Annotated in this window: 21 protein-coding genes; 17 read left to right on the top strand and 4 right to left on the bottom strand. The window is 55.1% G+C overall.

The features are described from left to right. Positions 1–7: 7 nt before the first annotated feature. From glpK to CF651_RS04850, 13 genes are all read left to right on the top strand, one after another. Positions 8–1,513 (top strand): glycerol kinase GlpK, encoded by a 1,506-nt coding sequence (glpK, locus tag CF651_RS04910; protein ID WP_179232689.1) that lies wholly within the window; start codon positions 8–10, stop codon positions 1,511–1,513. Positions 1,514–1,559: 46 nt separating this feature from the next. Next, positions 1,560–3,029 (top strand): DUF5605 domain-containing protein, encoded by a 1,470-nt coding sequence (locus CF651_RS04905; protein ID WP_094013739.1) that lies wholly within the window; start codon positions 1,560–1,562, stop codon positions 3,027–3,029. A gap of 26 nt (positions 3,030–3,055) precedes the next feature. Beyond that, positions 3,056–4,492 carry a DUF5060 domain-containing protein gene (locus CF651_RS04900; protein WP_094013738.1) on the top strand — a complete coding sequence of 479 codons (1,437 nt, stop codon included), beginning with the start codon at positions 3,056–3,058 and terminating at the stop codon, positions 4,490–4,492. A 26-nt stretch (positions 4,493–4,518) separates the two neighbouring features. Beyond that, positions 4,519–7,188 (top strand): glycoside hydrolase family 78 protein, encoded by a 2,670-nt coding sequence (locus CF651_RS04895; RefSeq protein WP_094013737.1) that lies wholly within the window; start codon positions 4,519–4,521, stop codon positions 7,186–7,188. A gap of 69 nt (positions 7,189–7,257) precedes the next feature. Then, positions 7,258–9,078, top strand: a complete 1,821-nt coding sequence (locus tag CF651_RS04890) for a cache domain-containing sensor histidine kinase (protein ID WP_094013736.1) — start codon at positions 7,258–7,260, stop codon at positions 9,076–9,078. A 122-nt stretch (positions 9,079–9,200) separates the two neighbouring features. Further along, positions 9,201–10,538, top strand: a complete 1,338-nt coding sequence (locus tag CF651_RS04885; protein ID WP_179232688.1) for an ABC transporter substrate-binding protein — start codon at positions 9,201–9,203, stop codon at positions 10,536–10,538. A 23-nt stretch (positions 10,539–10,561) separates the two neighbouring features. Beyond that, positions 10,562–11,434, top strand: a complete 873-nt coding sequence (locus CF651_RS04880; protein ID WP_094013734.1) for a carbohydrate ABC transporter permease — start codon at positions 10,562–10,564, stop codon at positions 11,432–11,434. Beyond that, positions 11,431–12,252 (top strand): carbohydrate ABC transporter permease, encoded by an 822-nt coding sequence (locus CF651_RS04875; protein WP_094013733.1) that lies wholly within the window; start codon positions 11,431–11,433, stop codon positions 12,250–12,252. The genes CF651_RS04880 and CF651_RS04875 overlap by 4 nt, the downstream gene beginning before the upstream one ends. 24 nt (positions 12,253–12,276) lie before the next feature. Further along, positions 12,277–13,074, top strand: a complete 798-nt coding sequence (locus CF651_RS04870) for a response regulator transcription factor (protein WP_094013732.1) — start codon at positions 12,277–12,279, stop codon at positions 13,072–13,074. Between the two features lie 101 nt (positions 13,075–13,175). Continuing rightward, positions 13,176–14,909, top strand: coding sequence for a glycoside hydrolase family protein (locus CF651_RS04865; protein ID WP_245855702.1), 1,734 nt, complete (start codon positions 13,176–13,178; stop codon positions 14,907–14,909). Positions 14,910–14,939: 30 nt separating this feature from the next. Then, on the top strand, positions 14,940–15,647 hold the full coding sequence (locus CF651_RS04860) for an aspartate/glutamate racemase family protein (RefSeq protein ID WP_245855701.1): 708 nt from the start codon (positions 14,940–14,942) through the stop codon (positions 15,645–15,647). Continuing rightward, entirely contained in the window at positions 15,644–16,972 is a 1,329-nt protein-coding gene (locus tag CF651_RS04855) for a ribulose-bisphosphate carboxylase large subunit family protein (RefSeq protein WP_094013730.1), read from the top strand. The genes CF651_RS04860 and CF651_RS04855 overlap by 4 nt, the downstream gene beginning before the upstream one ends. Next, entirely contained in the window at positions 16,959–18,476 is a 1,518-nt protein-coding gene (locus tag CF651_RS04850; protein ID WP_245855700.1) for a four-carbon acid sugar kinase family protein, read from the top strand. Before CF651_RS04855 ends, CF651_RS04850 begins: the two co-directional genes overlap by 14 nt. Before the next feature lie 98 nt (positions 18,477–18,574). Here the strand turns inward: CF651_RS04850 and CF651_RS04845 are convergent, their stop codons facing one another. From CF651_RS04845 to CF651_RS04830, 4 genes are all read right to left on the bottom strand, one after another. Further along, positions 18,575–19,465, bottom strand: a complete 891-nt coding sequence (locus tag CF651_RS04845) for a family 43 glycosylhydrolase (protein WP_179232687.1) — start codon at positions 19,463–19,465, stop codon at positions 18,575–18,577. 81 nt (positions 19,466–19,546) lie between these two features. Further along, a complete protein-coding gene (locus CF651_RS04840; RefSeq protein ID WP_094013728.1) occupies positions 19,547–21,061 on the bottom strand; it encodes an extracellular solute-binding protein in 1,515 nt (504 codons plus the stop codon). A gap of 36 nt (positions 21,062–21,097) precedes the next feature. Beyond that, positions 21,098–21,937, bottom strand: a complete 840-nt coding sequence (locus tag CF651_RS04835) for a carbohydrate ABC transporter permease (RefSeq protein WP_094013816.1) — start codon at positions 21,935–21,937, stop codon at positions 21,098–21,100. A 54-nt stretch (positions 21,938–21,991) separates the two neighbouring features. Then, positions 21,992–22,849, bottom strand: a complete 858-nt coding sequence (locus CF651_RS04830; RefSeq protein ID WP_094013815.1) for an ABC transporter permease — start codon at positions 22,847–22,849, stop codon at positions 21,992–21,994. Positions 22,850–23,259: 410 nt separating this feature from the next. Here CF651_RS04830 and CF651_RS04825 point away from each other — a divergent pair, with 410 nt between their 5' ends. From CF651_RS04825 to CF651_RS32170, 4 genes are all read left to right on the top strand, one after another. Beyond that, entirely contained in the window at positions 23,260–25,572 is a 2,313-nt protein-coding gene (locus CF651_RS04825) for a helix-turn-helix domain-containing protein (protein WP_094013727.1), read from the top strand. Positions 25,573–25,778: 206 nt separating this feature from the next. Beyond that, positions 25,779–25,916 (top strand): hypothetical protein, encoded by a 138-nt coding sequence (locus CF651_RS32175; protein ID WP_179232686.1) that lies wholly within the window; start codon positions 25,779–25,781, stop codon positions 25,914–25,916. Positions 25,917–25,944: 28 nt separating this feature from the next. Continuing rightward, the gene (locus CF651_RS04820; protein ID WP_094013726.1) at positions 25,945–26,220 is read left to right on the top strand and encodes a hypothetical protein; all 276 of its coding nucleotides are present in this window, start codon (positions 25,945–25,947) and stop codon (positions 26,218–26,220) included. Further along, positions 26,103–26,363 carry a hypothetical protein gene (locus CF651_RS32170; RefSeq protein ID WP_179232694.1) on the top strand — a complete coding sequence of 87 codons (261 nt, stop codon included), beginning with the start codon at positions 26,103–26,105 and terminating at the stop codon, positions 26,361–26,363. Before CF651_RS04820 ends, CF651_RS32170 begins: the two co-directional genes overlap by 118 nt. Positions 26,364–26,490: the final 127 nt, after the last annotated feature.

Raw genomic sequence — 26,490 nt, 5'->3', positions numbered from 1 at the left:
GCTGCTGATGGGTAAATCCTATATTTTAACGATAGATCAAAGCACCTCAGGGACGAAAGCGCTGCTATTCGACCAATCCGGCTCGATCCTCGGCAAAACGGCGCTGGATCATAAACAGCAGTATCCACAGCCGGGATGGGTAGAGCATGATCCGATGGAAATTTACGGGAATGTTCTCCAGGCCGTGCAGAGGGTACTGCAGGAGACGGGAACGTCGCCTGAGCAGCTGGCTGCCTTGACGGTGACGAATCAAAGGGAAACTGCAGTGGTGTGGGACCGGGAAACCGGCCTGCCGGTATACAATGCGATTGTATGGCAATGCCGGAGAACGGCGGCCTTGTGCGAGGAGCTGAAGCTCAAAGGCAAGGAGCCTGTGATTCAGGAAAAAACAGGCCTTGTGCTCGATCCTTATTTTTCCGCCAGCAAGTTCCGGTGGATTCTCGATCATGCGGAAGCGGAAGCGGAATCCAACGCCGGCAGACGTCGGGCAGAAGGCCGTCTGCTGGCCGGTACGATGGACAGCTGGCTGCTGTGGAAGCTGACCGGCGGCAAGGTGCATGCTACGGATTATACGAATGCGAGCCGCACTTCCTTGTTTAACATTCATACGCTGCAGTGGGATCAAGAGTTAATTGAGCTGTTCGGTGTTCAGGGTCTGCAGCTGCCCGAAGTCAAGTCAAGTAACGAAGTATACGGCTGGACGGCCGATCCTGCCTTGTTCGACGGGCGGGTCCCAGTGACCGGCGTTATCGGGGATTCGCAGGCCGCACTGTTCGGCCAGCTGTGCCACGCGCCCGGCATGGCCAAGGCCACCTACGGGACCGGCACCTCGGTCATGATGAACATCGGACCGGTGCTGGCCGCCCAGCCCGGCAACGGTTTAGTGACGGCCGTGGCTTGGGGCCTCGATGGGAAAGTCGATTATGCGCTTGAGGGCATTATTCATTGCACAGGGGACTGCATGAGATGGGTCCGTGATCAATTAGGGCTCTTCACCGACTATGCCGAAGCCGAGAAGCAGGCTGCTTCGCTCGGAGACAACGAAGGGGTGTATGTCGTCCCTGCATTCGTCGGCCTGGGAGCGCCTTATTGGTCGCCCCAAGCGAGAGCCGCTGTGATGGGGCTCAGCCGGAGAAGCGACAAACGGCACGTCATCCGTGCCGCACTCGAGAGCATCGCTTACCAGGTACGCGATACGGTAGAGCTGATGGAGGCCGAATCCGGCATCCGTCTCCGGGAGCTCAGGGCGGACGGGGGCGCGGCGGACAATCGCTTTCTGATGCAGTTCCAGGCCGATCTGCTGCAGGCATCGGTGAAAAAGCCGGTCATGACGGAGCTGTCGGCTCTTGGCTCCGCCTACATCGGGGGTCTGACCGTCGGATTCTGGAGCAGCAAGGAGCAGCTTCTTACCTTGTCCCGGGAGCCGGTCATGTACGTCCCAGCGATGGATAAAGGGCTGACTGAGCGTTACTATGGCGGTTGGAAGACGGCGGTTTCGGCTGTCATTTCATAGGAAAGAACCACAATCAGGATAGCAAACGAGGTGAAAGTGAAACCCGATGAAAGACGAATCGATACAATCTTCCCAGCCTCTTCAAGTGGAACGCTGGAATATGGCAGAGCTGAGTCTGGCTGGCCTTGGTCTCCCTGAAGGGAGCGCGTTGTCGGACCTCGGGATGGATGGGATGAGCTTACCGGCACCGGGAGGACCTAGATACCGCGTCCTATTCACCCATGGAAGCCGAAGCATCGAAGCGGCTCCTTATCTTGACAGCAATGGAACATGGAAGGTCCGGTTCATGCCCGACGAGGAAGGAGATTGGCGTTATGAGATAACAGGGGGCTTTTCCTCGTCTGCTGATGCCGATAGGCTCTCTTCCTTGCCTGCGGGAACCCTTCAATGTACATCGCCTGGTGCGGGCAATCATGGCCCGGTCCGGGTGCTGGACGAACGGCATTTTGCCTATGCCGATGGAACCCCTTATGTACCAATCGGTACGACCTGCCAATATGGCTGGCTGGAGGAGTATCAGGAGCAGACCTTAGCGGCACTACGGGGGGCGCCTTTTACGAAGGTTCGGCTGTATGTGCCCGCCGCAGCTGCTGCGTACGATACATTGGACCGGTTTCTCCGGGAGCTGATGGATATCGGGCTGGAGGCCGAGCTGGTGCTGCAGTGCAGCGAAAATACAGCGCAAACGCTGCAATCCGTTCATCTTGCTGCAGTCCGTTTCTCGGCGTACCGTCATGTGTGGTGGTCGCTCCAGGCTCCAGCGGAGCAATACGCTTTTCAGGACACGCTGCTTCAGCTGCTTCACGAGTCCGATCCGTACGGACGGCTCCTTACTCTGTTTAGTTCGAATCTGTTGATGAACTATGGGGATCATCGGATCTCACACGTCAGTCTCCGGCTGCATGAAGCGTTCCAGACCTCATATGCCGCCAAGCTGCATCGGAAGCCGGTCATTGCAGACGAATGCGGCTGCGAAGGAAATGCGCCGACGCTGTGGGGCAGTCTGCCGGGAGAAGAGCTGATGCACCGGCTGTGGGAAAGCATTTGCCGTGGCGGCTATGCCGGGCATGGCGAAATGCTGCTGCGGACGGAAGGACGCAGCTGGCACACGCACGGAGAACAGCTTGGTGGAGAGGTGCAGCCACGCATCGCGTTTCTGCGTGCCTTGTTAAATGAAGCGCCAAGCGAGCTTCACTATATGCCTGAATTTTACGATGCCGCGACCATTGGGCTAGACGGCCGGTACTATTTGCAATATTTCGGAATTCATCATTATCCCTCCAAAGACTTGCGCGTGCCTGAAGGACGCTATCTGGTGGAGATTATCGATGCATGGAACATGACGATTCAACCGCTTCCTGAAATATATGGGGAAAAGCTGGATATCCGCCTGCCTGCGCGTCCTTGGCATGCGCTGCGGGTTCAACGGCTGGATGGCGGCTCCTCCGCGGGTCCGCTGCGTAAGGATGCGGACGCGCTGCGCCGTCAGGCCGAGGATAACGACAATTTCATTTAGGTGAACATGGAAGATGGAGGATGAAGATGCGTAACGAGGAAGCAAGCCGGGCTTCAGCGCCCGTAGAACGCTGGGGGCGGTTCGAGCGCAGCTTTGACGGACCCGCGGAAGGCAACCCGTACCGGGAGGTCACGCTGCGCGGGGTGTTCCGGCATGGCAGCCGCTCTGTGGAAGCCGACGGCTTTTACAATGGAGAGGGAACCTACAAGCTTCGGTTCATGCCGGATGCAGAAGGGACCTGGACATATACCGTGGCAAGCAGCTCTGCGGAGCTGGATGGACTGCAGGGGAGCTTTGAGGTTGTGCCTCCTCAACCGGGGAACCACGGTCCGGTGCGCGTGAAAGACCGGTACCGCTTTGAATATGCCGACGGTACGGCCTATTTGCCCTTCGGCACGACATTGTACCATTGGTGTCACCATGGCGATGAGGCCAAGGAAGAGGCGACGCTCGCGTCCCTGGCGGAGTCTCCTTTCAATAAAGTTCGCATTTGTGTGCTGCCGACAGGGGATATGGACCCTCCATCGCTTGCTTTTGCAGGCAGCCTGTCGGAGGGAGCGGATGTGAACCGGATGAATCCGGACTTTTTTGCCCATCTGGAAAAAAGGCTGGACGATCTGCTTCGGCTCGGCGTGGAAGCGGACCTGATCCTGTTCCACCCCTATGACCGGGACGTGTGGGGGTTCGAGCGTCTGGAGGCGGAGACGGAGGACTTTTATATCCGTTACGTGCTTGCCCGGCTGGGCTCCTTCCGCAATGTATGGTGGTCGATTGCCAACGAGTTCGATTTCAACAAGCATAAGACGATGGAGGATTGGGACCGGCTGTTCCACGTTGTCCAGCGGCATGATCCGTACAACCATCTGCGTTCTATCCATAACGGGACGAAAATGTATGATTATACCCGGACCGCCACCTATGATTACTCCAAGCCTTGGGTAACCCATCAAAGCGTACAGCACTGGGAGCCTTCCTTAACAAGCGCTTGGCTCGAGACACACCGTAAACCGGTTGTGTTGGACGAATGCTGCTACGAAGGCACGGCGGAACGGCGCTGGGGCAATATTTCAGGCGAGGAAATGGTCCGGCGCTTCTGGGAGTGCATGGTGCGGGGCGGTTATGCTGCCCATGGTGAAGTGTTCGGGCGAGGCTCATGGGTTTCCAGCGGAGGCACCTTGGTGGGGGAAAGTCCGCAGCGGATCGCCTTTCTTCGGAAGCTGATGGAAGAAAGCTTGCCGGAGCTTGGCAGGGCAGAGGCGGAGCGAAGCTGCCTGTGGGTTTATTTTGGCGTCAGCCGTCCGTCGTATTGGGAGCTGAGCTTGCCTGAGGGCAACGATTATTTTGTAGATGTAGTGGATACGTGGGGCATGCGGGTTGAACGGCTGAAGGGCACGTTCCGCGGCAATTGCACCATTGAGCTGCCGGGCATTTCCTATGCTGCGTTAAGAATGACCGTGGTTTAATCATAGCGGTAGGGAGGAACTTATTCATGAGTATCAGCATTCGCCGCCCTCGGGTGGAATCGATGGACCGCCCTTTGGGCCTGGATACCCAGCGCCCGCGGTTCAGCTGGCTGCTGGAGTCGGATGTGAGGGGGCAGGTTCAGACGGCTTATCAGCTTTTGGTGGCCTCGTCGAAGGAAAAGCTGGAGCAGGACGCCGGCGATCAATGGGACAGCGGCAAAGTCGAAACCGATCAATCCGTGCAGGTGGAATATAGCGGTCCGGCGCTTTCATCCGGCCGTTCGTATTATTGGAAGGTGAAGATTTGGGACGGCGAAGGCACTGCTTCCGCTTGGAGTGAGACCGGTGAATGGTCTATGGGGCTGCTGGATGAAACCGAATGGAAAGGGCAATGGATCGGCCGGAGGGTGGATGAAGATTCGGAGCTTCCGGCAGGCCTCTATGTCCGTAAGGAGTTCACGGCAGCCAGCGCGGTCAAGCGCGCCATGCTCTATGGAACGGCACTGGGCGTCTATGAGCTGCATCTGAACGGAAGCCGCGTCGGTGAAGATTATTTTGCTCCGGGCTGGACGGATTATAACGTTCGTACCCAATACCAAACCTATGATGTGACCGCAAGCATCCGTCAAGGAGCGAATGCATTGGGCGCGATTGTTGGCACCGGCTGGTATGCCGGGCATGTCGGGATGATGGGGCGCCGTATTTACGGCACGAACCCGGCTCTGCTGCTGCAGCTGGAGCTGGAATTCGAGGATGGCACCACCCGGATCATCGCTTCGGATGACAGCTGGACGATGAGTACGGGACCGCTTCACTATTCCGACCTGCTGATGGGGGAAACGTTCGATGCCCGGTCCGCATGGCCGGATTGGGCACGGCCTGGCTTCCAGGAAGCAGGTTGGATGAAGGCGGAAGCGTTGGAGCCATATACAGGGAAGCTCGTATCGCAAATCGATCCGCCCGTTCGTGTGACGGAGTCGCTGCAGGCGCAAAAAATATGGCGTACCCCGCGGGGCACGCACCTGTTCGACCTGGGTCAGAACATGGTAGGCTGGGTTGCGTTGAAGGTGGCGGGCCCTGCCGGAACCCGGATCAAGGTAAGCCATGCGGAAATGCTTCAGGACGACAACACGTTGTATACGGAAAACCTGCGCAGAGCCGTACAGGAGGATATTTATATTTTACGCGGGGAAGGAACGGAGACGTTCGAGCCGCATTTCACCTTCCACGGCTTCCGCTATGTAGAGGTGGAGGGGCTTCCAAGTGAACCGCAGCCGGATACGGTCATCGGCCGGGTTGTCCATTCGGACACTGCGCCGGTCGGATCGCTGGAAACGTCCGATCCGATGGTCAACCAGCTGATCAGCAACATTCGCTGGGGCCAACGCGGCAATTATTTGAGCGTTCCGACGGATTGCCCGCAGCGGGACGAACGTCTCGGCTGGACGGGGGACGCGCAGATTTTTATCCGCACCGCCTCGTACAATATGGATGTGGCGCGCTTTTTCGCCAAGTTTATGGTGGATATGACCGATTTTCAATCGCCGGAAGGAGCCTTTCCTGACGTTGCTCCCGATGCCAATTGGTTCGAATTCAAGCAGGAGCATGTGGAATGGTTCGCGCCGGATAATGCCGGCTGGGGCGATGCGGGTGTCATTATCCCATGGACGCTGTATTTAATGTACGAGGATCGCCGAATTCTGGAAACGAATTATGACGCCATGAAGCGCTGGATTGCTTACCTTCAGGCGAATAGCAATCAATTGGTGCGTCCGGATTACGCGAACTACGGGGATTGGCTATCGATCAACGCGGACACGCCGAAGGATGTACTGGCGACTGCCTATTTCGCTTACAGCACGCTGTTATTCTCCCGCATTGCAGAGGTGCTGGGGCACGAGGAAGACGCACGCCATTATTTTGAGCTGTACGGCGAGATCAGCCGTGCCTTCGTCAACGCTTACGTGAATCCGGCGACGGGCATGATCCAGGGGGATACGCAAACCGTCTATGTGCTTGCGCTCTATTTCGGGCTGCTCCCCGAGGGCTTAAAGGCACTTGCGGTGAAGCGCCTGGAAGAGCTGATCCGCAGCAATGGCGATCATTTATCCACAGGCTTTCTCGGCGTCGGCTACCTGCTGCCCACTTTGACGGAAAATGGGCTCGATTCGCTGGCGTATACACTGCTGCACCAGGATACGTTCCCTTCCTGGCTGTATTCAGTCAAGCACGGAGCGACAACGATCTGGGAGCGTTGGGACGGTTGGACCGATACGGAAGGCTTCCAGACGCCGGAAATGAATTCGTTCAACCATTATTCGCTCGGCTCTGTCGGGGAATGGATGTACCGGTATATGGCGGGGATTGATGTCGATCCTGCACAGCCCGGGTTTAAACATATTTTGTTCCAGCCGCATCCGGGAGGCAAGCTGTCTTCGGTCCGAGCCAGTGTTGAATCCGGCTACGGGCTGATCGAATCGGCCTGGACGCTCGAACCGGAGGGACGCTTTACTTTACGTGTGACCGTACCGGTGAATACGCATGCGACCGTTATGCTGCCGGGTCAGGCAACTGGAGTTCCTTCGGAAGCGGAGGAGCTTGGCTTGGCGGACGGCAGCCGTGCGTACCGGATCGGTTCGGGTACCTACCAATTTGAAAGCAAATGGATGGCACCGTCATTGCCTGTCTCAACGTGATTGCACACATGCTGAAAGCTTAGGGTCCCGCTAACCGGCGGGGCTCTTCCATAAAGCGGAGGGAATCGGATGAAATCGGTTTTTTGGCACAAGGCAGCGCTTCGACTCAACTACCCGTTTCGTACGATCCGTAACCAGATGTTCGTCACGTTTCTTCTGATTACGATCCCGAGCATTCTCTCCATCGGAGTGGTCTCCTACTACTATGCTTACACATCCCAGAAAGACAAGGTGGAAGCAGCCCACAAGCAGTCGGTGTCGCAAATTCAGCGCAACCTGGATTTCCAGCTGGAGCAGGTGAAGAACAAGCTCTTGTCCCCTTACTACAACACGGAATTTATCGACAATATCAATCAGTACGACGAATTGGACGACGCTCGCAGGTTTCAGTTTCAGCAGAGCATGCGGGATTTTTTCTCCAAAAACTTCTATGTGCCGCCGCAGCGGGACTTAGCGGGTTTTTATATTTTTCTGAACAACGGGGAGCTGATTTATCAAACGGCGGGCCTGAACCCGGACCAGTTGAAGCGCAGCTTTCGGACGGAAGATTGGGTTCGCCGGACGGTGACGCAAAGCGGACGGGTATATTTTAGCGGAGCTTACCCGGATACGTTCCGGGGGGAGAACCGGTATTTGTTCGGAGCCTCCATCATGGTGAGGGATCTATCCAGCAACCGCAACTTGTTCAGTATTATTCGGGCGGAATATACCTTCGATTCGATCGCCGAGATCAGCCGATTATCGAGCCAAGGGAGCTCCAGTCAGGTCGTGCTGCTGGATGCGGAAAAGCGGGTGCTGTACTCCACAGGGGAGGCACAGCCGGGGACGCTCTGGACGCAAACGGCGGTTCCCGGATCGACCGATGCGGAAAATGTGTGGCTCGACGTCAACTCGCAGCAATGGCTTGTGACGGGTGTCCGTTCAACGGTAGCCGGCTGGTCCATTCTGATGCTGACGCCGGAGCGTGAGGTATTCGAAGCCTCGATCAAAATACGCCAGTCGATCTGGGTTATCGCTCTGGCTGTCCTGGTTGTAACAGCGGGCTTGTCGGTGCTCTTCTCCTCGTATTTAACCAAGCCGATTCTTGCTTTGTACCGGACGGTCAGCGCCGTGAAGCAGGGAAATCTTGCTGTCAGGGCGCAGGTAGGGCGGGAGGATGAGATCGGCAAAATCGCGCTCAATTTCAACGCCATGGTGGATGAAATCGAGCACTTGATCAAGACGAAGTACGTGTACCAGCTGAAGCTGCGCGAGGCCGAGCTGGCAATGCTCTACTCCCAGATCAACCCGCATTTTCTGTACAATACGCTCGATAGTATCCGCTCCATGGCCGATTATTACGACGCGGAGGAGATTGTGCTGATGACGACATCGCTTGCGGATATGTTCCGCTACAGCACGACGAGCAGAGAGATGGTCACGATCCGGCAGGAGCTTGCGCATATTCAGGACTACTTGACGATCCAGCTGCTTCGATTCGGATCGAAGATCGCGGTGGAGTGGGACATTGCAGAGGAGCTGCCCGGCCACCCGATTCCGAAGATGACGCTGCAGCCGCTGGTGGAGAATGCCATCTATCACGGCTTGGAGAAGAAGCGGGAAAACGGTGTGCTGCGCATCCGTGGCTGGACGGAGGACAGCTCGATTTGTTTTGCCGTGACGGATGACGGCGTCGGGATGGAGGCACAGAAGCTCGAGCAAATCCGCGAGGCTTTGGCGGCGGTGGAGCGCGACCACGAAGCGATGCATGGGATTCGCTCGATGGGGATCGGGCTATTGAATGTCCATGCCCGGCTGGTCTTGAAGTTTGGCTCCGGCTACGCGATGCATTTCTCTAGTGAACCGGGAGCCGGCACGACGGTGAGTATCCGGCTGCCTAGAGAAGCCTAGCAGGTGAAGCTCCACAAATGTCAGAACCGCAAACAAAAGAAGTCAGATTCATGGATTCAACCTGAAAACGCTTACCATTACACTAAAGATGGAAGCCAATACAGTTCAGGGGGATGAATGAGATGAGATGGAAACGGTATGGAGCTGCGATACTTAGCGGCATGATGGGATTATCTTTGGCGGCATGCGGCAGCGGGGATCCGACCTCGCCTTCGCCGGGCAGCACAAAGGGCGGCACAGCCTCAGGTACGGCCAAGAAGGCCGAGCCGGTGACGCTAACCTTCGTTGTGCCGAACACGACAACAACGCAGCCGTACGTCGATATGTTTAAGAAATACGAAGAAAAAACAGGCAACAAGGTGGAGATCCAGGCGCTCCCAAGCGGTGAGGATTACGGCAGACTGCTGCTGACTCGGTTTTCCACGAAGGACTATCCGGATTTGTTCTATATGGATCCAGGGACGAAGCAGTATGTGAAGTTTCGTGCCGATGAGGAGCTGTATGACTTTACGAACGATGAGGTGCTCGGCCGGGTAACCGACAGTATCAAGCAGTTCCAGACGCTGAACGGCAAAGTATACGGGATTCCATGGGGCTCCTCCGGGGGGATGGGCTTTTACTACAACAAGGAGCTGTTCCAGAAGCTCGGCCTTCAAGTGCCGAACAACTACGCGGACCTCTTGACTATCATGGATAAGTTGAAGGCGGCGGGTGTGACGCCGATGTATGAAGCGGTCAAGGACGCTTGGCCCGTGCAGGTATTTTCGTTGGCGGCCTGGTCGACCTTCGTGGACCCGGCCATCGGCAAGGACGGGGCCGACAAGCTGGAGCGCAACGAGCTGAAGCTGGCGGACATTCCGCAGCTGAAGGACGTGTTCCAAAGACAATATGATCTGAAGAGCAAGGGTTACTACCAGAACAACCCTCTCGCCGGAAGCTACGATGAACAGCAGGATTTATTCGGCAAAGGACAGGTAGGGATGGTGCTCCAGCTGGAAAGCATGCTGCCGGCGCTCGCCAAAAAGTTCGGCGACGATTTCGTTCGCACGAAGGTCGGATTTTTCCCGATGCCATCCGATAAGGATCAGGGCGTAGCCACCATCACGCCGCCGAACCAGCTGATGGTGCCGAAAGACGGCAAGAAGGTGAAAGCTGCCGTAGAGCTGGTCAAGTTCATGACGTCCAAGGAAGCGCTCGACATTTGGTACAAAGCGAATCCCGGCGTACCGGTGTATAAGGAAGCGACAGCCCAGCTGTATCCAGCCCAGGAGGATGTCGTGAAGTATACGCAGGCGGGCAAGGTACAGGTAAACATCAAGAACCGTCTGACAGCGTCCATGGTGGATTACGATAAAATACTGCAAGGCATGTTTATTAACGGCAATGTGGCGGACGCAGTGAAGCAGATTGACGAGAAATACCGGAAGGACGGCGCCAACAAGAAGCTTCCTGGCTTCTAAGAAGGACGCAAGGGACTAAGACCATGGCAAAAGCATTGAAATACCCTTACTATTTCGTCCTTCCTGCACTTCTGATTTACTTGCTGCTCGCCGTTTCACCCAAGCTGATGGGCATTTACTACAGCTTCACCGACTGGAACATTCACGCCAAGCAGATTCAATTCATCGGCTTGGATAATTACAGGACGATGCTGGCGGATAAGGAAATGATCGGTGCCTTCGTTCACACGATCGTGTTTGCCTTCTTCGTCACGATTTTCCAAAATGTGTTCGGGCTTTCGCTGGCCCTGCTGCTCAATGCCAAGCTGCGGCTGCAAAATGTGCTGCGCACCGTATTTTTTCTGCCTTATGTGATTGCGCCGATTGTGACCGGCTATATTTTTACAGCGCTGTACCACCCGGACAACGGCTTGGTCAATGATGCGCTGCGGCTGCTGGGGCTGGGCGCTCTGGCCCAGGACTGGTTAAACGATCCGACCTACGCGCTGTTTTCGGTCATTGTGACCGACATATGGCGGCTATCGGGCTTCGCGATGGTCATTTATTTGGCTGGACTCCAAATCATTCCGAAGGATTTGACGGAGTCGGCGCAAATCGACGGGGCGAGCTTTTGGCAGCGGTTCCGAAATATTACGTTTCCACTGCTGGCTCCCTCGTTCACGGTCAATTTCCTGCTGTCGCTGATCGGCTCGATGAAAGTATTCGAATTGGTCATGGTATTGACACGGGGTGGCCCGGGCTACTCGACACAAGTGTTTAATACGTATATTTTAAGCGCATTCAGCTCAGGGATTTACGGGTACGGTACAGCCGTGAACGTCGTCTTGTTCCTGCTGATCACAGCGGTCGGCATCCCGGTTCTGGTCGGTCTTCGCAGAAGGGAGCTGGAGATGTGAAATCTGCAAAAACGACGCGTCTGGCTTTGGAGCTGACGGCAGTGCTGCTCGCCTGTCTGGTCATCGTACCCTTCCTGATGATTTGCATCAACTCGGTCAAAAATGTCCGGGAAGCGGCGCTATTCTCGCTGTCGCTTCCGTCGGAATGGGTGTTCGGCAATTATGCCGAGGTATTGAAATCGGCTCACATTGCCAGGGGCTTTTTTAACAGCTTCTTCATCTCGGGCCTGGTCGTGCTGTGCGTGAATATATGTGCCTCCATGGCGGCCTTCGTCATTCAGCGGCGGAACGATAAGCTGCTGCGCGGCGTGTACTACTTGTTCATTATGGGGCTGATCGTTCCCGCATCGATCATTCCGACGATCAAGCTGATGATGGACCTGCACATTCACAATACGTACCCGGGTATCGTGCTTTACTATGCTTCGGTGCTGCTGCCCTTCGCCATCTTCCTGCTGACGGGCTTCATGAAGTCCGTCCCCAGGGAGCTGGATGAATCGGCCGTTCTGGATGGCTGCGGCTACTTCCGGCTGTATACGTCGATCGTGCTGCCGCTGTTGATCTCGGTGCTGGTGACGGTAACCATCGTCGTGATGATGTCGGTGTGGAACGATTTCTTCGGGCCGTTTTATCTGATCACCGACAGCACGAAATGGACGATCATTTTATCTATCTATAGCTTTGTGACGCAGTATAACACGAATTGGGGTCTTGTATTTGCGTTTATGGTGCTGGTGATTTCGCCGGTATTAGTTATTTATTTATTTCTTCAAAAGTATATTATCGACGGCTTGACGGCCGGTTCGTTGAAAGGCTGATTTTTCGTTTTGGAGGGTGAGGGCATGCCGAAGCTGATGATCGTGGATGATGAAATATGGGTGCGCAAGGGCATCGTCAAGGCCGTCGATTGGCAAGGACTCGGGCTGCAGCCGGCGGGAGAAGCGGCGGATGGCGAGGCTGCGTATACGCAGGCGCTGATCGAGAAGCCGCATCTGATGCTGATGGATATGCGGATGCCGGGGATGGACGGGCGGCAGCTGCTGCGCCTCCTGAAGGAAAAGCTGCCTGACCTGCTGATCATCGTGGTCAGCGGCTTCTCGCATTTTGAATATACGAGAGAAGCGATCCTGTACGGGGCCTTCGACTACGTGCTCAAGCCTGTCAAAAAGACGGAGCTGACGCAGGTGCTCGCAAGGGCCATAGAGGAGCTTCGGCGAAGAGGCATTTGTACCGAAAGTATGGAATCTAGGGCTTCGGGTACCAGGACCCGCGAGGAGCTGGGCCGGGAATCGTTGTTATCCCAAGCTGCCGTGTCCAGACTTTTGAGCATCTCGGAAAGCATCGTGCAGGAAATCGTATGCGGCTATGATAAACCTTTGGCGCTGAGTGACTTTGCCAAAAAATACCACATGCATCCCGATTATTTAAGCCGGCTGATCAAGAAGGAAACAGGCAAAAACTTCAGCGATCTTCTCACCGAGTACCGGATCGAAAAAGCAAAGGAGCTGCTCGAGCGTACGAATTATAAATATTTTGAAATTTCGACGCTTGTCGGCTACGAGGATTATCGTTATTTCAGTCAAGTGTTCAAAAGATCTGTCGGCATGACGCCGGGCGAATATAAGCACCGGACGGGTTAAGGCAAAGTCGGGGCGGAAGCCGAAGCTAAGGCAGCGGCAGAGTCCTTCCTGAATTTCGCCTTGGGCTGTACCGTTGGGATAAGAGAAAAGGAGCTGTAGAGATGAGTCAACTGACCGATAAATGGATTCCGGATACCTTGCTGCTGGAGGACCGGGCGAAGCATGTTTTGAACGCGATCATCCGTATTGCGGATGAGGACCATGGGGGCATCCCGTTTTTTAGCGCGAATCTGATGGAAAGTCCCGCTTTCATGCGGCATGGCGATTGGGACTATGGCTCAAGCCATGGACGCCTGGTGGATGCCTTGGTGCTGGCACGCCATATGTCGGGAGTTACAGACGGGTTGGAGGTAGAGGAACGCTACCGCAGCAACCTGCTCAGCTTTTTCAAGGAGGATGGACTCAGCTACCGTCAACTGAATCCGAAGACGAATTGGGAACCGAATGCCAATATGATTGACCAGCGTGCGGTTATTTTGGCGCTGACCTCCTGGTATATGGCGACGGGCGACCGCAAGGTGAAGGAGGCGGCTGACAAGCATGTCGCTGCGTTGAAACGGATCGCGGTGAAGGAGCGGGACGTGTGGTATTACCCGAACTCCGAATACAAGGAGGGCGGATGGCCCTCCAATAATGCGATCCAGCTGAGGCTTGCGCCGGATCCGGCGGCGTTCTGCGGGCGGCTCGTGATGCCGCTGCTGAAATACTATGAGGTGACGGGCAACGGGGACGCCTTGGAGCTGTGTGAGTTTTTCTCGGCGATGATCGTGCACCGCAGCGGCGTATTCAACTCGGACGGCAGCTTCAACGATTCGCTAGCTTACCGCAGCGGCCATTTCCATACCCGGATCGGCACGCTTGATGCATTGGCCCGGTTCGGCTATCACACGCATGATGCATCTCTGATCCAGTTCGTGAAAAAAAGCTACGACTGGGCTCTGACCTGGTGCACCTCCTTCGGCTGGACGCCGGGAGACATGCACGAGCAGGCGTACGAGCACGAAACCTGCTCGCTGGTCGACCTGATCGCAACAGGAATTACCTTGGCACGCAGCGGCTATACGGAATATTGGTCCGTTGTCGAGCGGTTCCTGCGCAACCATTTGACCGAATCCCAGCTGCTGGATCTGAGCTGGGTACGCGATAAGGATGACAAGTCGCTGGACGATGTCGGCCTGATGTCGCACTTCCACGTGGCAGACCGGGTGCGCGGGGCTTTCGCAGGCTATTCGGCGCCGAACGATTTCTGCTGTGATGTTGCCCACGGCCGGGGACATACAAGCGATTTGCAAACGTGCTGCATCGGTTCAGGGACACGCGGGCTGTTTATGGGCTGGAGCCATATCGTAACCGAGGATAAAGGTGAAGTAAGCGTTAATTTCCTGCTGAGCCGAGGCTCGCAGTGGCTGGATGTTCACAGCTACTTGCCGTACGAGGGCAAGATTGTCCTGGACATTCGCCGTCCGGTGGAGCGGCTGAGGGTGCGCATTCCGGAATGGGCCGGCTATGCGAAGGTTGAGGCCGCGCGCGAGCTGAACGGCGAGGTGAGGCACCAATCGGGCGCCGAGCCGAGCATGTGGGTGAAGCAGCGGTACTTGTCTCTGGGGGCTGCAAGTGAAGGGGAGCGCATCACGATTACATTCCCGCTCAGTCATCAGCAGACGGTAGAGAAGGCTGTAGGACAACAGTTCATTACGCAATGGCGCGGGGATGATGTGGTCCACCTGTCGCCGGAAGGCGTGGTGCATCCGTTCTACAATAACCGTAAAATCTTCGATACGGCTCCGATGCGCCAGGGGGATTACCGCCGGTTAGAGAAAGAGCTGTATTGGTAGAAGGAAGGGCTCTAGTGGAGTCGAGGCCAAATGCCAAAACGCTTATCCAAGGAGGAATGGAAGATGAAAACCGTCGTTGCAGTGTATACGGGGCAAGGCTTGGCCGACCCGGTAAAAAATTTGTTTACTCAGCTGATGCCGGAGTACCGGCTTATTAACATTATCGATGACGGGCTGATCCACGATGTCATTCGGGAAGGCACCGTATCCAAGGCCATTACAAGAAGACTGATCGGCTACTACCGGCAGGCGGCGGATATGGGGGCCGACCTCATTCTGAACACCTGCTCCTCCGTGGGAGAGGTGGCTGATTATGCCCGCCCGATGTTTGATATTCCGATTATCAAAATTGACGAGAGCATGGCTTCCGAAGCGGTCAGCCGGTTCGGGCGCATCGGCGTTATCGCCACACTGCCCTCCACGCTCACGCCGACGGTGCGGCTGCTGCAAAGCCAAGCGGAGCGGCAGGGGCGCGCCGTGCAGGTCGTGGACGGGCTGGCGGACGGCGCCTACCACGCCTTGATCAACGGTCGTCCGGAGGACCACGACCGGCTCATTCTTGAGACCGCCGAGCGGCTCGCGCCCGACTGTGATGCGCTCGTGCTCGCCCAGGGCTCGATGGCTCGCATGGAGCGGGCGCTTGCCGACCGGATCGGCAAGCCGGTGCTCTCGAGCCCGCACCTCGGGCTGCTCGCCGTGAAGGCGGAGCTTGAGCGGAACGCGGCGGTGCAGCCATGATCCGGCAGCAGGAGCCGTCGCTCGCGCATGTGGAGCCGCTTGGGCGCGAGGAGGTGCTCGCGACGTATCTGATCGAGACGCCGCTTGCGCCGGAGCGAGCCGCTGGGGTGATGGCCGGCGAGCAATCAACCGGGACGTTTACGGCGGTGCCGGGGGAGACCGAGACGCTGCGCAGCCGTCATGGCGCGCGGATCGTGAGCGTAAAGCCGCTCGGGACGGTCGATGCCCCGTCGCTGCCGGGAGCCATACGGCCTACGTCCAGCCCGTTCTCCGGGGGCGGTTACAATCGGGCGGAGGTCGTGCTGGCATTCCCGACCCACAATTTTGGGCCGTCGCTGCCCAATCTCTTGTCCGCCGTAGCGGGGAACCTGTACGAGCTGCAGGAATTTTCCGGATTACGGCTGATGGACCTGGAGTTTTCCAGCTCCTTCACCTCCGTTTATACCGGCCCCCGCTTCGGCATCGAAGGGACGCGGAGGCTGGCCGGTGTGGAGGGCAGGCCTTTAATCGGCACAATTATTAAGCCGAGTATCGGTCTTTCGATCGACGAGCTTCGCGTGATGGTACGCGATTTGGCGGATGCCGGAGTCGATTTCATCAAGGATGATGAGCTGAATGCCAACCCTCCCTTTGCCCCGTTGGAGCAAAGAGCGCAGGCCGTGATGGAGGAGCTGGAACGGGCCGCGGACCGTAACGGCAAAAAAGTGATGTACGCCTTCAACATTACAGGTGACATTGAGGAGATGAAGCGGAACCACGATCATGTCGTTCGGGCCAAAGGAACGTGCGTGATGGTCAGCATCAATAGCATCGGCTTCACAGGGCTGGCTTATGTGAACCGGTTCAGCGAAGTGCCGATTCACGGGCACCGCAATCAATTCGGCTATATGACGCGCAGCCCGCTGCTCGGCATCGATGGTATGGCCTACCAGAAGCTGTGCCGATTAGCCGGTGCGGATCATTTGCATGTGAACGGCTTGAACAGCAAATTTTATGAGAGCAACGAATCGGTGATCCGCTCTGCACAAGGATGCTTAACCCCGATGCTGGGGGAATCCGGTTACTTGACGATGCCTGTGTTGTCCTCAGGCCAGTCGGCGCTTACCGCAGGGCCGACGTACCGTGCGCTGCAAACGACGGATGTGATTCATTTGGCTGGCGGCGGTATTTTGGCCCATCCGGGCGGAACGGCTGCAGGGGTAGAGAGTATGAAGCTCGCCTGGGAAGCCGCGCTGGCTGATGTGCCACTGGAAACGTATGCCGGGGAGCACGCCAGCCTGCAGCAGGCAATAGATAAATTCGGCGGCAATCATGGGAAAAAGTGAGGTGCTGCCTGCGATGGAACAAGAAGCTTCCGCCCCAAGAGAAGTTATGACGTCCGCAAGCTTGCCGCAGGGCGTGCTGCTTGCCTTTTATGGGGACGATTTTACCGGCTCGACCGATGCGATGGAGGCTCTCGCCAAATCCGGCGTCAAAACCGTTCTGTTTCTTGAGCCTCCAACGCCGGAACTGCTGGTTGAACGGTTTCCGCACGTCGAATGTGTCGGCGTCGCGGGCATCAGCCGCTCCTTATCGCCGGAGGCGATGGAGCAGGAGCTGATTCCGGTGTTTGAGGCGCTGCATAAGCTCAAGCCCCGCATGGTGCATTACAAAGTATGCTCGACCTTCGATTCATCGCCCCAAACCGGCAGCATCGGCAAGGCGATCGAGCTGGGGCTTGCCGTATTTGGCGAGCGCCGATTTGTTCCCGTGCTTGCCGGGGTCCCGGTACTGGGACGGTACACGGTGTTCGGCCATCACTTTGCCTATTCCATGGGGGATGTGCATCGGCTCGACCGGCACCCGGTCATGTCGCGGCACCCCGTCACGCCGATGGCCGAAGCCGATCTGCGGCTTCATTTGGCGAAGCAAACGGACAAAAGGCTCGGCCATCTGTCTGTGCTGGATTTGCAAAGCAAAGAGCTGACGACGGTGCAGCAGCGACTGGAGTCGGTGCTGAACACAGGAAGCCGCGTGGTGCTGTTCGATGTGATCGACGATGCGATGCAGCTTCGGATCGGCGAGCTGCTGTGGCACGAAGCGATGAGGGAGGAGGAGGGGAGCGGGCAAAACCCGGAAGCTCCGCCTCTGTTCGCTGCCGGATCTTCCGGCGTGGAATACGCGCTGGCCGGTTATTGGAAGGAGCAGGGCCTGATCGCTCCTGCCCCGCCAGCACCGGCGGCTGCCGGCAAAGGGGACTTCAGCGGGCAGAACCCTCAGCCGCTGCTTGTGCTTTCCGGAAGCTGCTCACCGGTAACCGAAGGGCAGATCCATTATGCGCTGGACCACGGCTTTATCGGCCTGAGAGCGCCGGTGTTGCAGCTGGCCGATACCGATACATCGGTGGCTGAGGAAGTGGAGAGCAGGCTGATGGATCAAGCTGCGGAAGCGCTGCGGACAGGGCGGAATGTCATCATCTACACTTCCCTCGGCCCGCAGGACGATACGATTCCGCTGCTGAAGCAGCAGCTGGCAGACGCAGGAATCGAGCCGTCGGAGTCGGGCAAGCTGCTCGGAAGCAGGCTGGGGCGCATGGCACGGAAGCTGATCGGCCTCTGCCAGCTCCGCAGGCTGCTGGTGGCGGGAGGCGACACGTCGGGCTATTTGATCCAGGAGCTCGGGATCATGGCGATGGAGCTGCAAGCTCCGCTCGTACCGGGCGGGCCATTATGCAAGGTGTACGCAGAGGATGAAGCGCTGAATGGTCTGGAGCTTTGTCTGAAGGGCGGGCAGGTCGGCCCGCCGGATTTTTTTGTGAAGGTAATGGAAGAAAGAACGATAGGTCCTTAATTAAACAAAGCTGCAGCAACCTGTCGCCTGATAATAGGTGACAGGTTGTTGCAGCTTTGCGTTTTTTTGCTCAGCAGTTGGGTTAGCGAATGTCCGGGCTATTCAATTACTGGGCGAATGCGCAATGACGCATCGAATTCGATTTTCAAAAGACCCGGGCGTTCCTTGTAAGGCGCGTTGTCATTGTTCCCGAAAAACGTGCTCCACCACTGGCCTTCCTTGTCTTGAAAAATCATGTTATGGCCTCCATGCGGAATGGCCAGGTAACGGTCGCTGTAAGGACCGTAAATGTGGTCCGAGCTTGCTGCGTAGCAGTGATAATCGCCATCGAGGAAATCGGCCCCGACCAGGTGATATTTTCCGTGGGCTTTGAACAGATAGGTTCCCTCGAAGCCGACATGCTCCGCATTCGCAGGACTCAGCTGCCGAAGCTCCTCGACCAAGCCGCTCATGTCATCGTTCATCCGGGCGATTTTTCCGTTATCGCATATAAAATAGACAGTGCCGTCCTCCTCCTGGAACAAGGTCGCGTCAATATGCGGGCTGAGCGGGGCATTAGCCGTAATTGCGTCCTTGTAAGGGCCTTCCGGCCATCCGCTGGTGCTCTTCAGCAAGCCGTTGCCGAGCCTCGGCAGGCTGTAGGTTAGCCAGTAGGTGCCGTTGATGTAATGAATTTCAGGTGCCCAAAGCGGTCGAAACGGAGCGCTGTCACGTAGAGTAATGGAACGCTGCCACGTCCCGTCCCGGTCTACGTTCCAGACTGTTGTTCTTTTGCGCGGCTCGGTAATTAACGGTGTCCAATCGATCAAATCAGGAGATTTCCATATTTGCAAATCGCCTGTTACTGCCCACCAATCCGGGAAGCCGGTTGTTCCAGTCAAGTAGTACATCCCGTCGGGGCCAAGACAAATCGAGGTATCACGGAGCGGATAGTCGAACAAAGGCTTCATGGCTTGCGGTAATTGGACTTCCAAGGGGTGGGTTTTCAAGTTCATGCACGTCCTTTTCTTGTGGTCTGAAAAATAGGAACCCGCCTCTAGGCTTTGGCGGATTCCATTGTGAAAGCTGTATTATTTCGCGTTGCTCTTGTTATAATCGGCGGTGAATTCCTCGATGATTTTGTCGCCGCCGCCTTTGCGCCATTTATCCAGAGCGTCGTTCCAGCCTTTGTCGTCCAGCTCGCCCAGCACATATTTGGTCTGCGCGTCGGTGATGCCTTTTCTCAGATCGTTTCCTTTTTGCGTGTTCGTGTCGGACAACAGGTAGGCCGACAGATCGACGACAGCCAGCTTTTTGTTATCGGCAAATGTTTTATCGATTTTCTGCTCCAGCTCTGTTTTTGTAATTTTAACTCCGGCCGCAGGATCGTCCCATTTCAGGTTAATGACATCGCCGGAGCCTTTGGTGCCTGCGACCTTCTTGGCGACACCGTTTTCCAGCGTGTAGTCGGTTCCCTCAATCCCGTAGTTCAGCAGCGTTTGCATAGGCTCCTCGCCCAATTTATCCAGGAAGCCGATAATTTGCTTCACCTTGTCCTCCGCTTTCACGCTTGATTTAGGAATTGCGATCAGGGAGTCGTAGCCAACGGTTCCTCTTACTTTTTGGCCTTGCGGTCCGTCAAAGTTTTGAGCGATATCAACTTGAACCTTGGCATTCTGCTTCATCATGTCCAGGTGGCGTGTTGCCGCATCGTCAATAACGGAGAAATATATGCCCGCTTTGCCTTGATTGAAGTAATCGTATTTTTTGGCGATAGGGAAGTCGCCGCTGATCAGCTTTTCGCTGACCATTTTCCTGTACAAGTCCAGCGCCGTTTTGAATTCCGGGTACAAGAAGTCCGGAGTGACTTTGCCATCCTTCAAGCCCCAGCCGTTCGGGCCGCCGTTATAAATCGTCAATTGCTTGAGCAGCTCCATCGTCGCATCCTCTTGAATGCCGAACGTATTATTCTTGCCGTCCTTGTCCGGGTCATTCAAGGTAAAGGCTTTCGCCACATTGTAAATGTCCTCTGCCGTTTTAGGCGTTTGCAGCCCCAGATTGTCCAGCCAATCCTTGCGGAAAATCATCCCGTAGCGGGAGAGCACCCGTTCCCGGGGAATCCCGTACAGCTTGCCGTTGACGCTGGCATTTTTGACCGCCGCCGGGCTCATTTTGCTTAAATTTTTCGTGTCCTTGAGGAAGGGGGTCAAATCCCAGAATACCCCGGTCAGCTGGGCGTTCAGCATCGCCGTTTCTTTCGTTTTGCGGATCAGAATGACGTCAGGCATATTGCCGGAGGCGATTGTTGCGCTGACCTTGTCGTCGTAAGACGTTCCTGAGCCCGGGACCCAGGTGATATCCAGTTTGGTATTCGTATATTCTTCGATTTTTTTGATGTACGGACTGTCCTTCTTGGGAGGCTCGGCACCCTGCTGAATCATCATCACGTTCAGCTCCAGCGGTTTTTGGGCGGATGCCCCGTTCGCTCCATTGCCGGCTTCTTTCTTGGAGCCTGAGCTGCAGGCGGCCAGGAAGGACGCGGACATGCAGGTAACGCAGACTATGGCGAGTAATTTTGCAGACTTACGGGTTGAGTTCTTTTTCATCGTGAAATCTCCTCTTTATCCAGTATTATTGGCAAATTAACCTTTTACGGACCCCAATAGTGCGCCTTTGGCGAAATGCTTTTGCAAAAACGGATAAACGATCAAAATTGGCAGGGTTGAAATAATAATGACGGCCATCTTGACGGTTTCCGCTGGCGGTGCGACAAAGTCGTCGCTGAACTGCGCCGAATCTCCGATCCCCCCCTCAGATAGTATCACAATTTGACGCAGCCAAACCTGAATCGGCCAGTAGGTGTTATCATTAATGTAAAGAATCGCGTTAAAGTAAGCATTCCAATGACCTACGGCATAGAACAGAGCGAGGGAAGCGAGGACAGGGGCTGACAAAGGAAGCACGATCCGGAACAAAATGCCGATATCGCTGCAGCCGTCGATCCGTGCCGCCTCTTCAAGCCCTTCGGGCAGCTGTTGAAAAAAGTTGCGCATAATAATCAGGTTAAACGCGCTGATGAGCCCCGGGACAATGAGCGCCGCCGGGCTGTCCAGCAGCCCGGTGTACCGGACAACCAGATAAGTGGGGATCATCCCGCCGCTGAACAGCATGGAGAACACGATCAGCTTCATAAACAGCTTGCTCCCCATCAGGTCCTTTTGAGCGAGCGGGTACGCCATAAGAGCGGTGAAAAATAGATTGGCCAAAGTGCCTGCGACGGTGATGAAGATCGATACGCCCAAGCTCGATAAAATAATTTCGGTCGATAAAATGTATTCGTAGCCGACCAGTGAAAATTTGGTAGGGATCAAAATAAACCCTTTTTGGAGCAGCTCCTCGGGAGCGGTTAATGAAGCGGCGAGGATATAAAGAAACGGGAGCACACAGACCGCCGCAACCAATCCAAGCAGCAAATAATTCATGCCATCCAGCAGTCTGCCTGATAAACTTCTGTCCACCCTGGACACCTCCTTCAATTAATAGATGCCGTCTTCCCCGAAGCGCTTGGCCAATCGGTTTGCCACGACAACCAGAATCAGTCCGATCATCGATTTGAACATGCCTACTGCTGTACTGTAGCTGAACTTCCCTTGGGAAATCCCCGTACTGTAGACGAACGTATCGAATACCTCACCGACCTGGCGATTCAACGGATTGACCATCAAGAAAATTTGCTCGAAGCCTGTGTCGAGGAATGTCCCGATCCGCAGGATGAGAAGAATAACGATCGTGCTCCGAATGGCCGGGAGGGTAATGTGCCACATCTGTCTCCAGCGTCCCGCACCGTCGATCTTCGCCGCTTCATATAATTGGGGATCGACTCCAGCGAGGGCGGCCAAGAAGATGATCGTGCCCCATCCGGTCTCTTTCCATATTACCTGCGAAGTGATGATCGTACGGAACCAGTCCGCGCTGAGTAAAAAGTTAACGGGCTCCTTCCCGAGACTTACGAGCATCGTATTGAAGATGCCGCCTTCCTTGGAGAAGAAGAGGAAGCTGATCCCGACAACGACCACCCACGAGACGAAATGGGGAATATAAATCAAGGTTTGGATCAGCCGCTTGAACATTTCCTTGCGGACCTCGTTCAGCATCAGTGAAATAATGATGGGGAGCGGAAAAAAGAACAAGATGTTATAGATTGCCAGAACAAATGTATTTCGAAACAGCATCCAGAACGTTTCATCGCTAAAGAAGGTTTCGAAGTGCTTGAAGCCGACCCAGCTGCTCTTGAAAAAGCCGAGGAACGGCTGGTAGTCCTGGAAGGCAATCAGAACCCCCCACATCGGAACATACTTATAAATGAGGAAGTACAGCAGACCCGGGGTCAGCATGAGATAAAACCATTTGTGTTTTTTGAGCCGTCGTTTGAATAGGCTCAGCTTTGATTCGGCTATCGGTTCGTTTTTTATAGAAACAGCCTGCACAGCGTATCCCTCCCAAGTTAAGTTTCCCTTCGCTTTCGTTTACGGGATACTTTTACCTTACCGATTCGCCGTATTCCTGTATATAATCATGACGGCATACCTTGTCCGCGGAATCGCTTGGAAATAGCCGTTCAGCCCTTGTTCGACGACTTCATAATCATTGGGGAAGGTAGGATAATCAATAGAGCGTACGCTGTTTATACCGAATTTGAAGAGGTAAATTGAGCTTTCATTGAGTTTATACTATAATGACTGCATGCTAGAGTTGAAGCGATTACAATAGAGTATAACTAGAGGGTTTTTGGGAGTGAAGCGCTTTGCCTAAACTATTTTCATCCAAGTACTTAGTCCGGCTTCTGCTCTTCAGTCTGCTCATCGGTACGATACCCGTCGTCATTTTGGGCAGCCTGTCTTTTCTGCGCACCAAGCACAGCCTTCAGGAGAAAGTGAACGACAGCCATATGAAGCTGCTGCAGCAAGCGCAGTTCAACGTTGAGCAGCAGCTGATGCTGTTCGAAAATTTAATGACGCAGTATATGTCCTCATCCCTCATGAACGAGGCATTGCAAACGCCGCTTTCTTCCAAATATTTTACAATGATCAATGAATTGAATGCGGGCCTGAACAAGCTGCAGCCTTTTGAGCTGGGTGTAAAAAATATTTATGTGACGAGCCTGCGGTTCGGCTGGGTGCTTTCCAATGAAGGCTTTACGACACTAGAAGACTCAAGAATGAAAGACATGATTGCGGAATACGCCAAGTCCCCGGAAGCCTCCTTTTGGACTGCGATGCCGCCGGAAACTGCTGCCAACGGGGGGGAAGCGCAAGAGCGCTTGTCGGATGCCGCTGTTCCGGGCGTTCGTCTGGTCAAAAAGCTGCCTGTGAATTGGTCGAATACCTCAGGGCTCATTATTGGAGAGTTTCCGGCCAGCAAGCTGGAGAAGCTTGTCTTTAATGAAGCGGAGGATCGGGAAACGATCATATTGGATAGCGAGTTCCGCACGCTGACACAGCCGGCCGGACAGGTGCTGCAATCTGCCGATGCGCTGAAGCAGGCGGTGGAGAGCATACGGCAAGCGGCTGAGCCTGCACAAGGCTACGTGACCTTCAAGTCCCAGGGCGAAATGATCGGGGTCATGTACAACAAGTCCAAATACAACGGCTGGTACTATTTATCCGTTTCCTCCCTGAGCGATATTACAAAGGATTCACGTTCGATCGGCTGGTACACGCTGTATGTTTCCGCCGGGGTGTTCGTGATGATTCTGTTCCTTGCCTGGATTGGCTCCAAGCGAATGTATTTGCCGATCCGGAGTGTGTTCTCCCTGGCTGTAGGGGATGGCAAGCCTGGGGAGCGCGAAGACCGGGATGAGCTTCAGGTGATCGGCGATCATATTTCCAGGCTCCGCACCTCCGAGCTGCAGCTAAGCAATCAATTGAGGAAGCATTCGAAGCAGCTGGAGGGATTTTTTATCCGCAGGCTGCTGCAGGGGGAAATCCGGCCAAGCGAGACGCGTGAGAGGTGGGCGCAGTTCGCCTACGATTCTATAGACGGCAGCTACGCCGTCATGACCATCCAGATCGATACGTTGGATAAAACAAGGTACAGCGGACACGATAAGGATCTGCTCTTATTCGCCATCGGCAACATGGTGAGCGAGCTTGTTCCACGGGAGCAGCGGCTGGAGCCGGTGGTTATGGTCAATAACCAGGTGACGATTTGCCGAAGCCGGGTTGAGCAGGAGGAAGAGCTGGAAGCGGCTGTGTATGCGTTCGCCGAGCAGATTCAAACGACGGTATGGGAGCTGCTCGATCTCAAAATCAGTATCGGTTTGAGCCGTCCTTACAAGGATATCCAGGAGACGCCGCAGGCTTACAAGGAAAGCCTGGAATCGCTCAAATACAGGGTGCGCTTCGGGGAGCAGGTCATTCTGCCGTTTCAGAATGTGCTGCCGGATACGCAGATTGCGATGGCTTATCCCGAATGGATGGAAAAGGAGCTTGTCGACGCCATCAAGATGGAGGATCGGGAGAAGGCCCGGGGCTTGCTGAATGAATTGATTCGGCATGCGCTTAAAGAAAATCCGAGATATATTGACTTTCAAATGGTGTTGATCCGGCTGCTGGTCGATTTGCTGAGGGAGTGGCAGGAGGCCGCGGGGCTGACCGTCAATCCGATGTCGGCGTCAGGCAAGCCGATGCACGAGCAGCTGCTGGACCTGAAGACAACGGAAGAGATTGAAGCGTGGTTTTATCAATACATTATTGATCCGATGATTGCTGCTCTGCATACGAAATGGGAGCATCAGAATAAGAAAATATCGGAGCGCATGCTCGATATGATCCACGAGGAATGCGAATCCGACCTTACGCTCGAAATTTGCGCGTCGCGGCTTAATTATCATCCGAATTATATTAAAAATGTGTTCCGCAAAGAAACAGGGACGAATTTCAGTGATTATTTGTCCCAGCACCGGCTGACCTTAGCGAAGCGTTGGCTGGTGGAGACCGATATGAAAATCAGCGAAATCGCGGAACGGCTCCGCTATCAAAATTCGCAAAATTTTATCCGGTATTTTAAAAAAGTGATTGATATGACGCCCGGACAGTACCGGGAGAAGCATAAGTGAAAACATGCTCGAGATTTCTCCCTTTATGCACCACCCTCATACAGATAAAACCTGGCCACCTGGCGAGGTTTTTTTCGCTTCAGGGCGATTCACGCAACATGCGCCGCAATGATTATGGACAGGAATCCGCAGGTTCGGTACTTTTCAATTAGGCACCTGAAGAAGGCCACATTGGAAAAGGCCGCATTGGAAGGAGAGAACGATTCATGAATTCAATACTTGCAGCGACACCGCCAATGGGGTGGAACAGCTGGGATTGCTTCGGTGCGAGCGTCACCGAGGCGGAGGTCATCGCCAATGACGATTATATGGCGGATCATTTGAAGCCGTATGGCTGGGAATAAGAGGGTTCGCGCCCGCGCAGGAGACCGGATGACCCGATTTACGAGAGATGAGCAGAGAACGATGATGACACTCTGGTGTCTGTTCCGTTCCCCGCTCATGTTCGGAGGGCATTTGCCGGATAACGACGAGTGGACGCTTTCGTTAATCACCAATGAAGAGGTACTCCGGCTGTTGAAGCACAGCTTCTGGAACCGTCAGCTGTTCGTCAGGGCGAGCAAGCGGCTTGGACTGCGAAGGATGAGGATGGCGGCACCTATGCAGCTTTATTTAATCTGGGAGAGCAGGAGACACTTGTTTCAGTAGAGCTGGGGCTTCTCGGCATGAAGGAGGCCAAGCTTTATCCAGTGCGGGATGTGTGGGAACGGGAGGATCTGGCGCCTGTGTCCGGTAAAATCGAGGCGATGGTTCCGGGTCACGGCTGCAGATTGTATAAAATAACAGAATAAGCAGCATCAAAAAGGTATGGATGTACGGAGATTTCGTACATCCATACTTTTTTTGTTGCAGCGAACAATTGCTTCCACGACGCCGGGCCGTAACTTTTATCAACCGCCGATTTGTCGTCGGGCGGGG

The sequence above is a fragment of the Paenibacillus rigui genome (assembly GCF_002234615.1).
GTDB lineage: Bacteria > Bacillota > Bacilli > Paenibacillales > NBRC-103111 > Paenibacillus_S > Paenibacillus_S rigui.
This window is presented reverse-complemented; position numbering and strand designations above follow the sequence as displayed.

Coding starts and splice junctions, on each gene's coding strand:
- CF651_RS04850 (WP_245855700.1), top strand. CDS start 16,959: ATGGGAAAAAGTGAGGTGCTGCCTGCGATGGAACAAGAAGCTTCCGCC.
- CF651_RS04820 (WP_094013726.1), top strand. CDS start 25,945: ATGACCCGATTTACGAGAGATGAGCAGAGAACGATGATGACACTCTGG.
- CF651_RS32175 (WP_179232686.1), top strand. CDS start 25,779: ATGAATTCAATACTTGCAGCGACACCGCCAATGGGGTGGAACAGCTGG.
- CF651_RS04855 (WP_094013730.1), top strand. CDS start 15,644: ATGATCCGGCAGCAGGAGCCGTCGCTCGCGCATGTGGAGCCGCTTGGG.
- CF651_RS04830 (WP_094013815.1), bottom strand. CDS start 22,849: ATGCTGACCCCGGGTCTGCTGTACTTCCTCATTTATAAGTATGTTCCG.
- CF651_RS04905 (WP_094013739.1), top strand. CDS start 1,560: ATGAAAGACGAATCGATACAATCTTCCCAGCCTCTTCAAGTGGAACGC.
- CF651_RS04840 (WP_094013728.1), bottom strand. CDS start 21,061: ATGAAAAAGAACTCAACCCGTAAGTCTGCAAAATTACTCGCCATAGTC.
- CF651_RS04895 (WP_094013737.1), top strand. CDS start 4,519: ATGAGTATCAGCATTCGCCGCCCTCGGGTGGAATCGATGGACCGCCCT.
- CF651_RS04885 (WP_179232688.1), top strand. CDS start 9,201: ATGAGATGGAAACGGTATGGAGCTGCGATACTTAGCGGCATGATGGGA.
- CF651_RS04835 (WP_094013816.1), bottom strand. CDS start 21,937: ATGAATTATTTGCTGCTTGGATTGGTTGCGGCGGTCTGTGTGCTCCCG.
- CF651_RS04860 (WP_245855701.1), top strand. CDS start 14,940: ATGCCAAAACGCTTATCCAAGGAGGAATGGAAGATGAAAACCGTCGTT.
- CF651_RS04870 (WP_094013732.1), top strand. CDS start 12,277: ATGCCGAAGCTGATGATCGTGGATGATGAAATATGGGTGCGCAAGGGC.
- glpK (WP_179232689.1), top strand. CDS start 8: ATGGGTAAATCCTATATTTTAACGATAGATCAAAGCACCTCAGGGACG.
- CF651_RS04865 (WP_245855702.1), top strand. CDS start 13,176: ATGAGTCAACTGACCGATAAATGGATTCCGGATACCTTGCTGCTGGAG.
- CF651_RS04880 (WP_094013734.1), top strand. CDS start 10,562: ATGGCAAAAGCATTGAAATACCCTTACTATTTCGTCCTTCCTGCACTT.
- CF651_RS04900 (WP_094013738.1), top strand. CDS start 3,056: ATGCGTAACGAGGAAGCAAGCCGGGCTTCAGCGCCCGTAGAACGCTGG.
- CF651_RS04890 (WP_094013736.1), top strand. CDS start 7,258: ATGAAATCGGTTTTTTGGCACAAGGCAGCGCTTCGACTCAACTACCCG.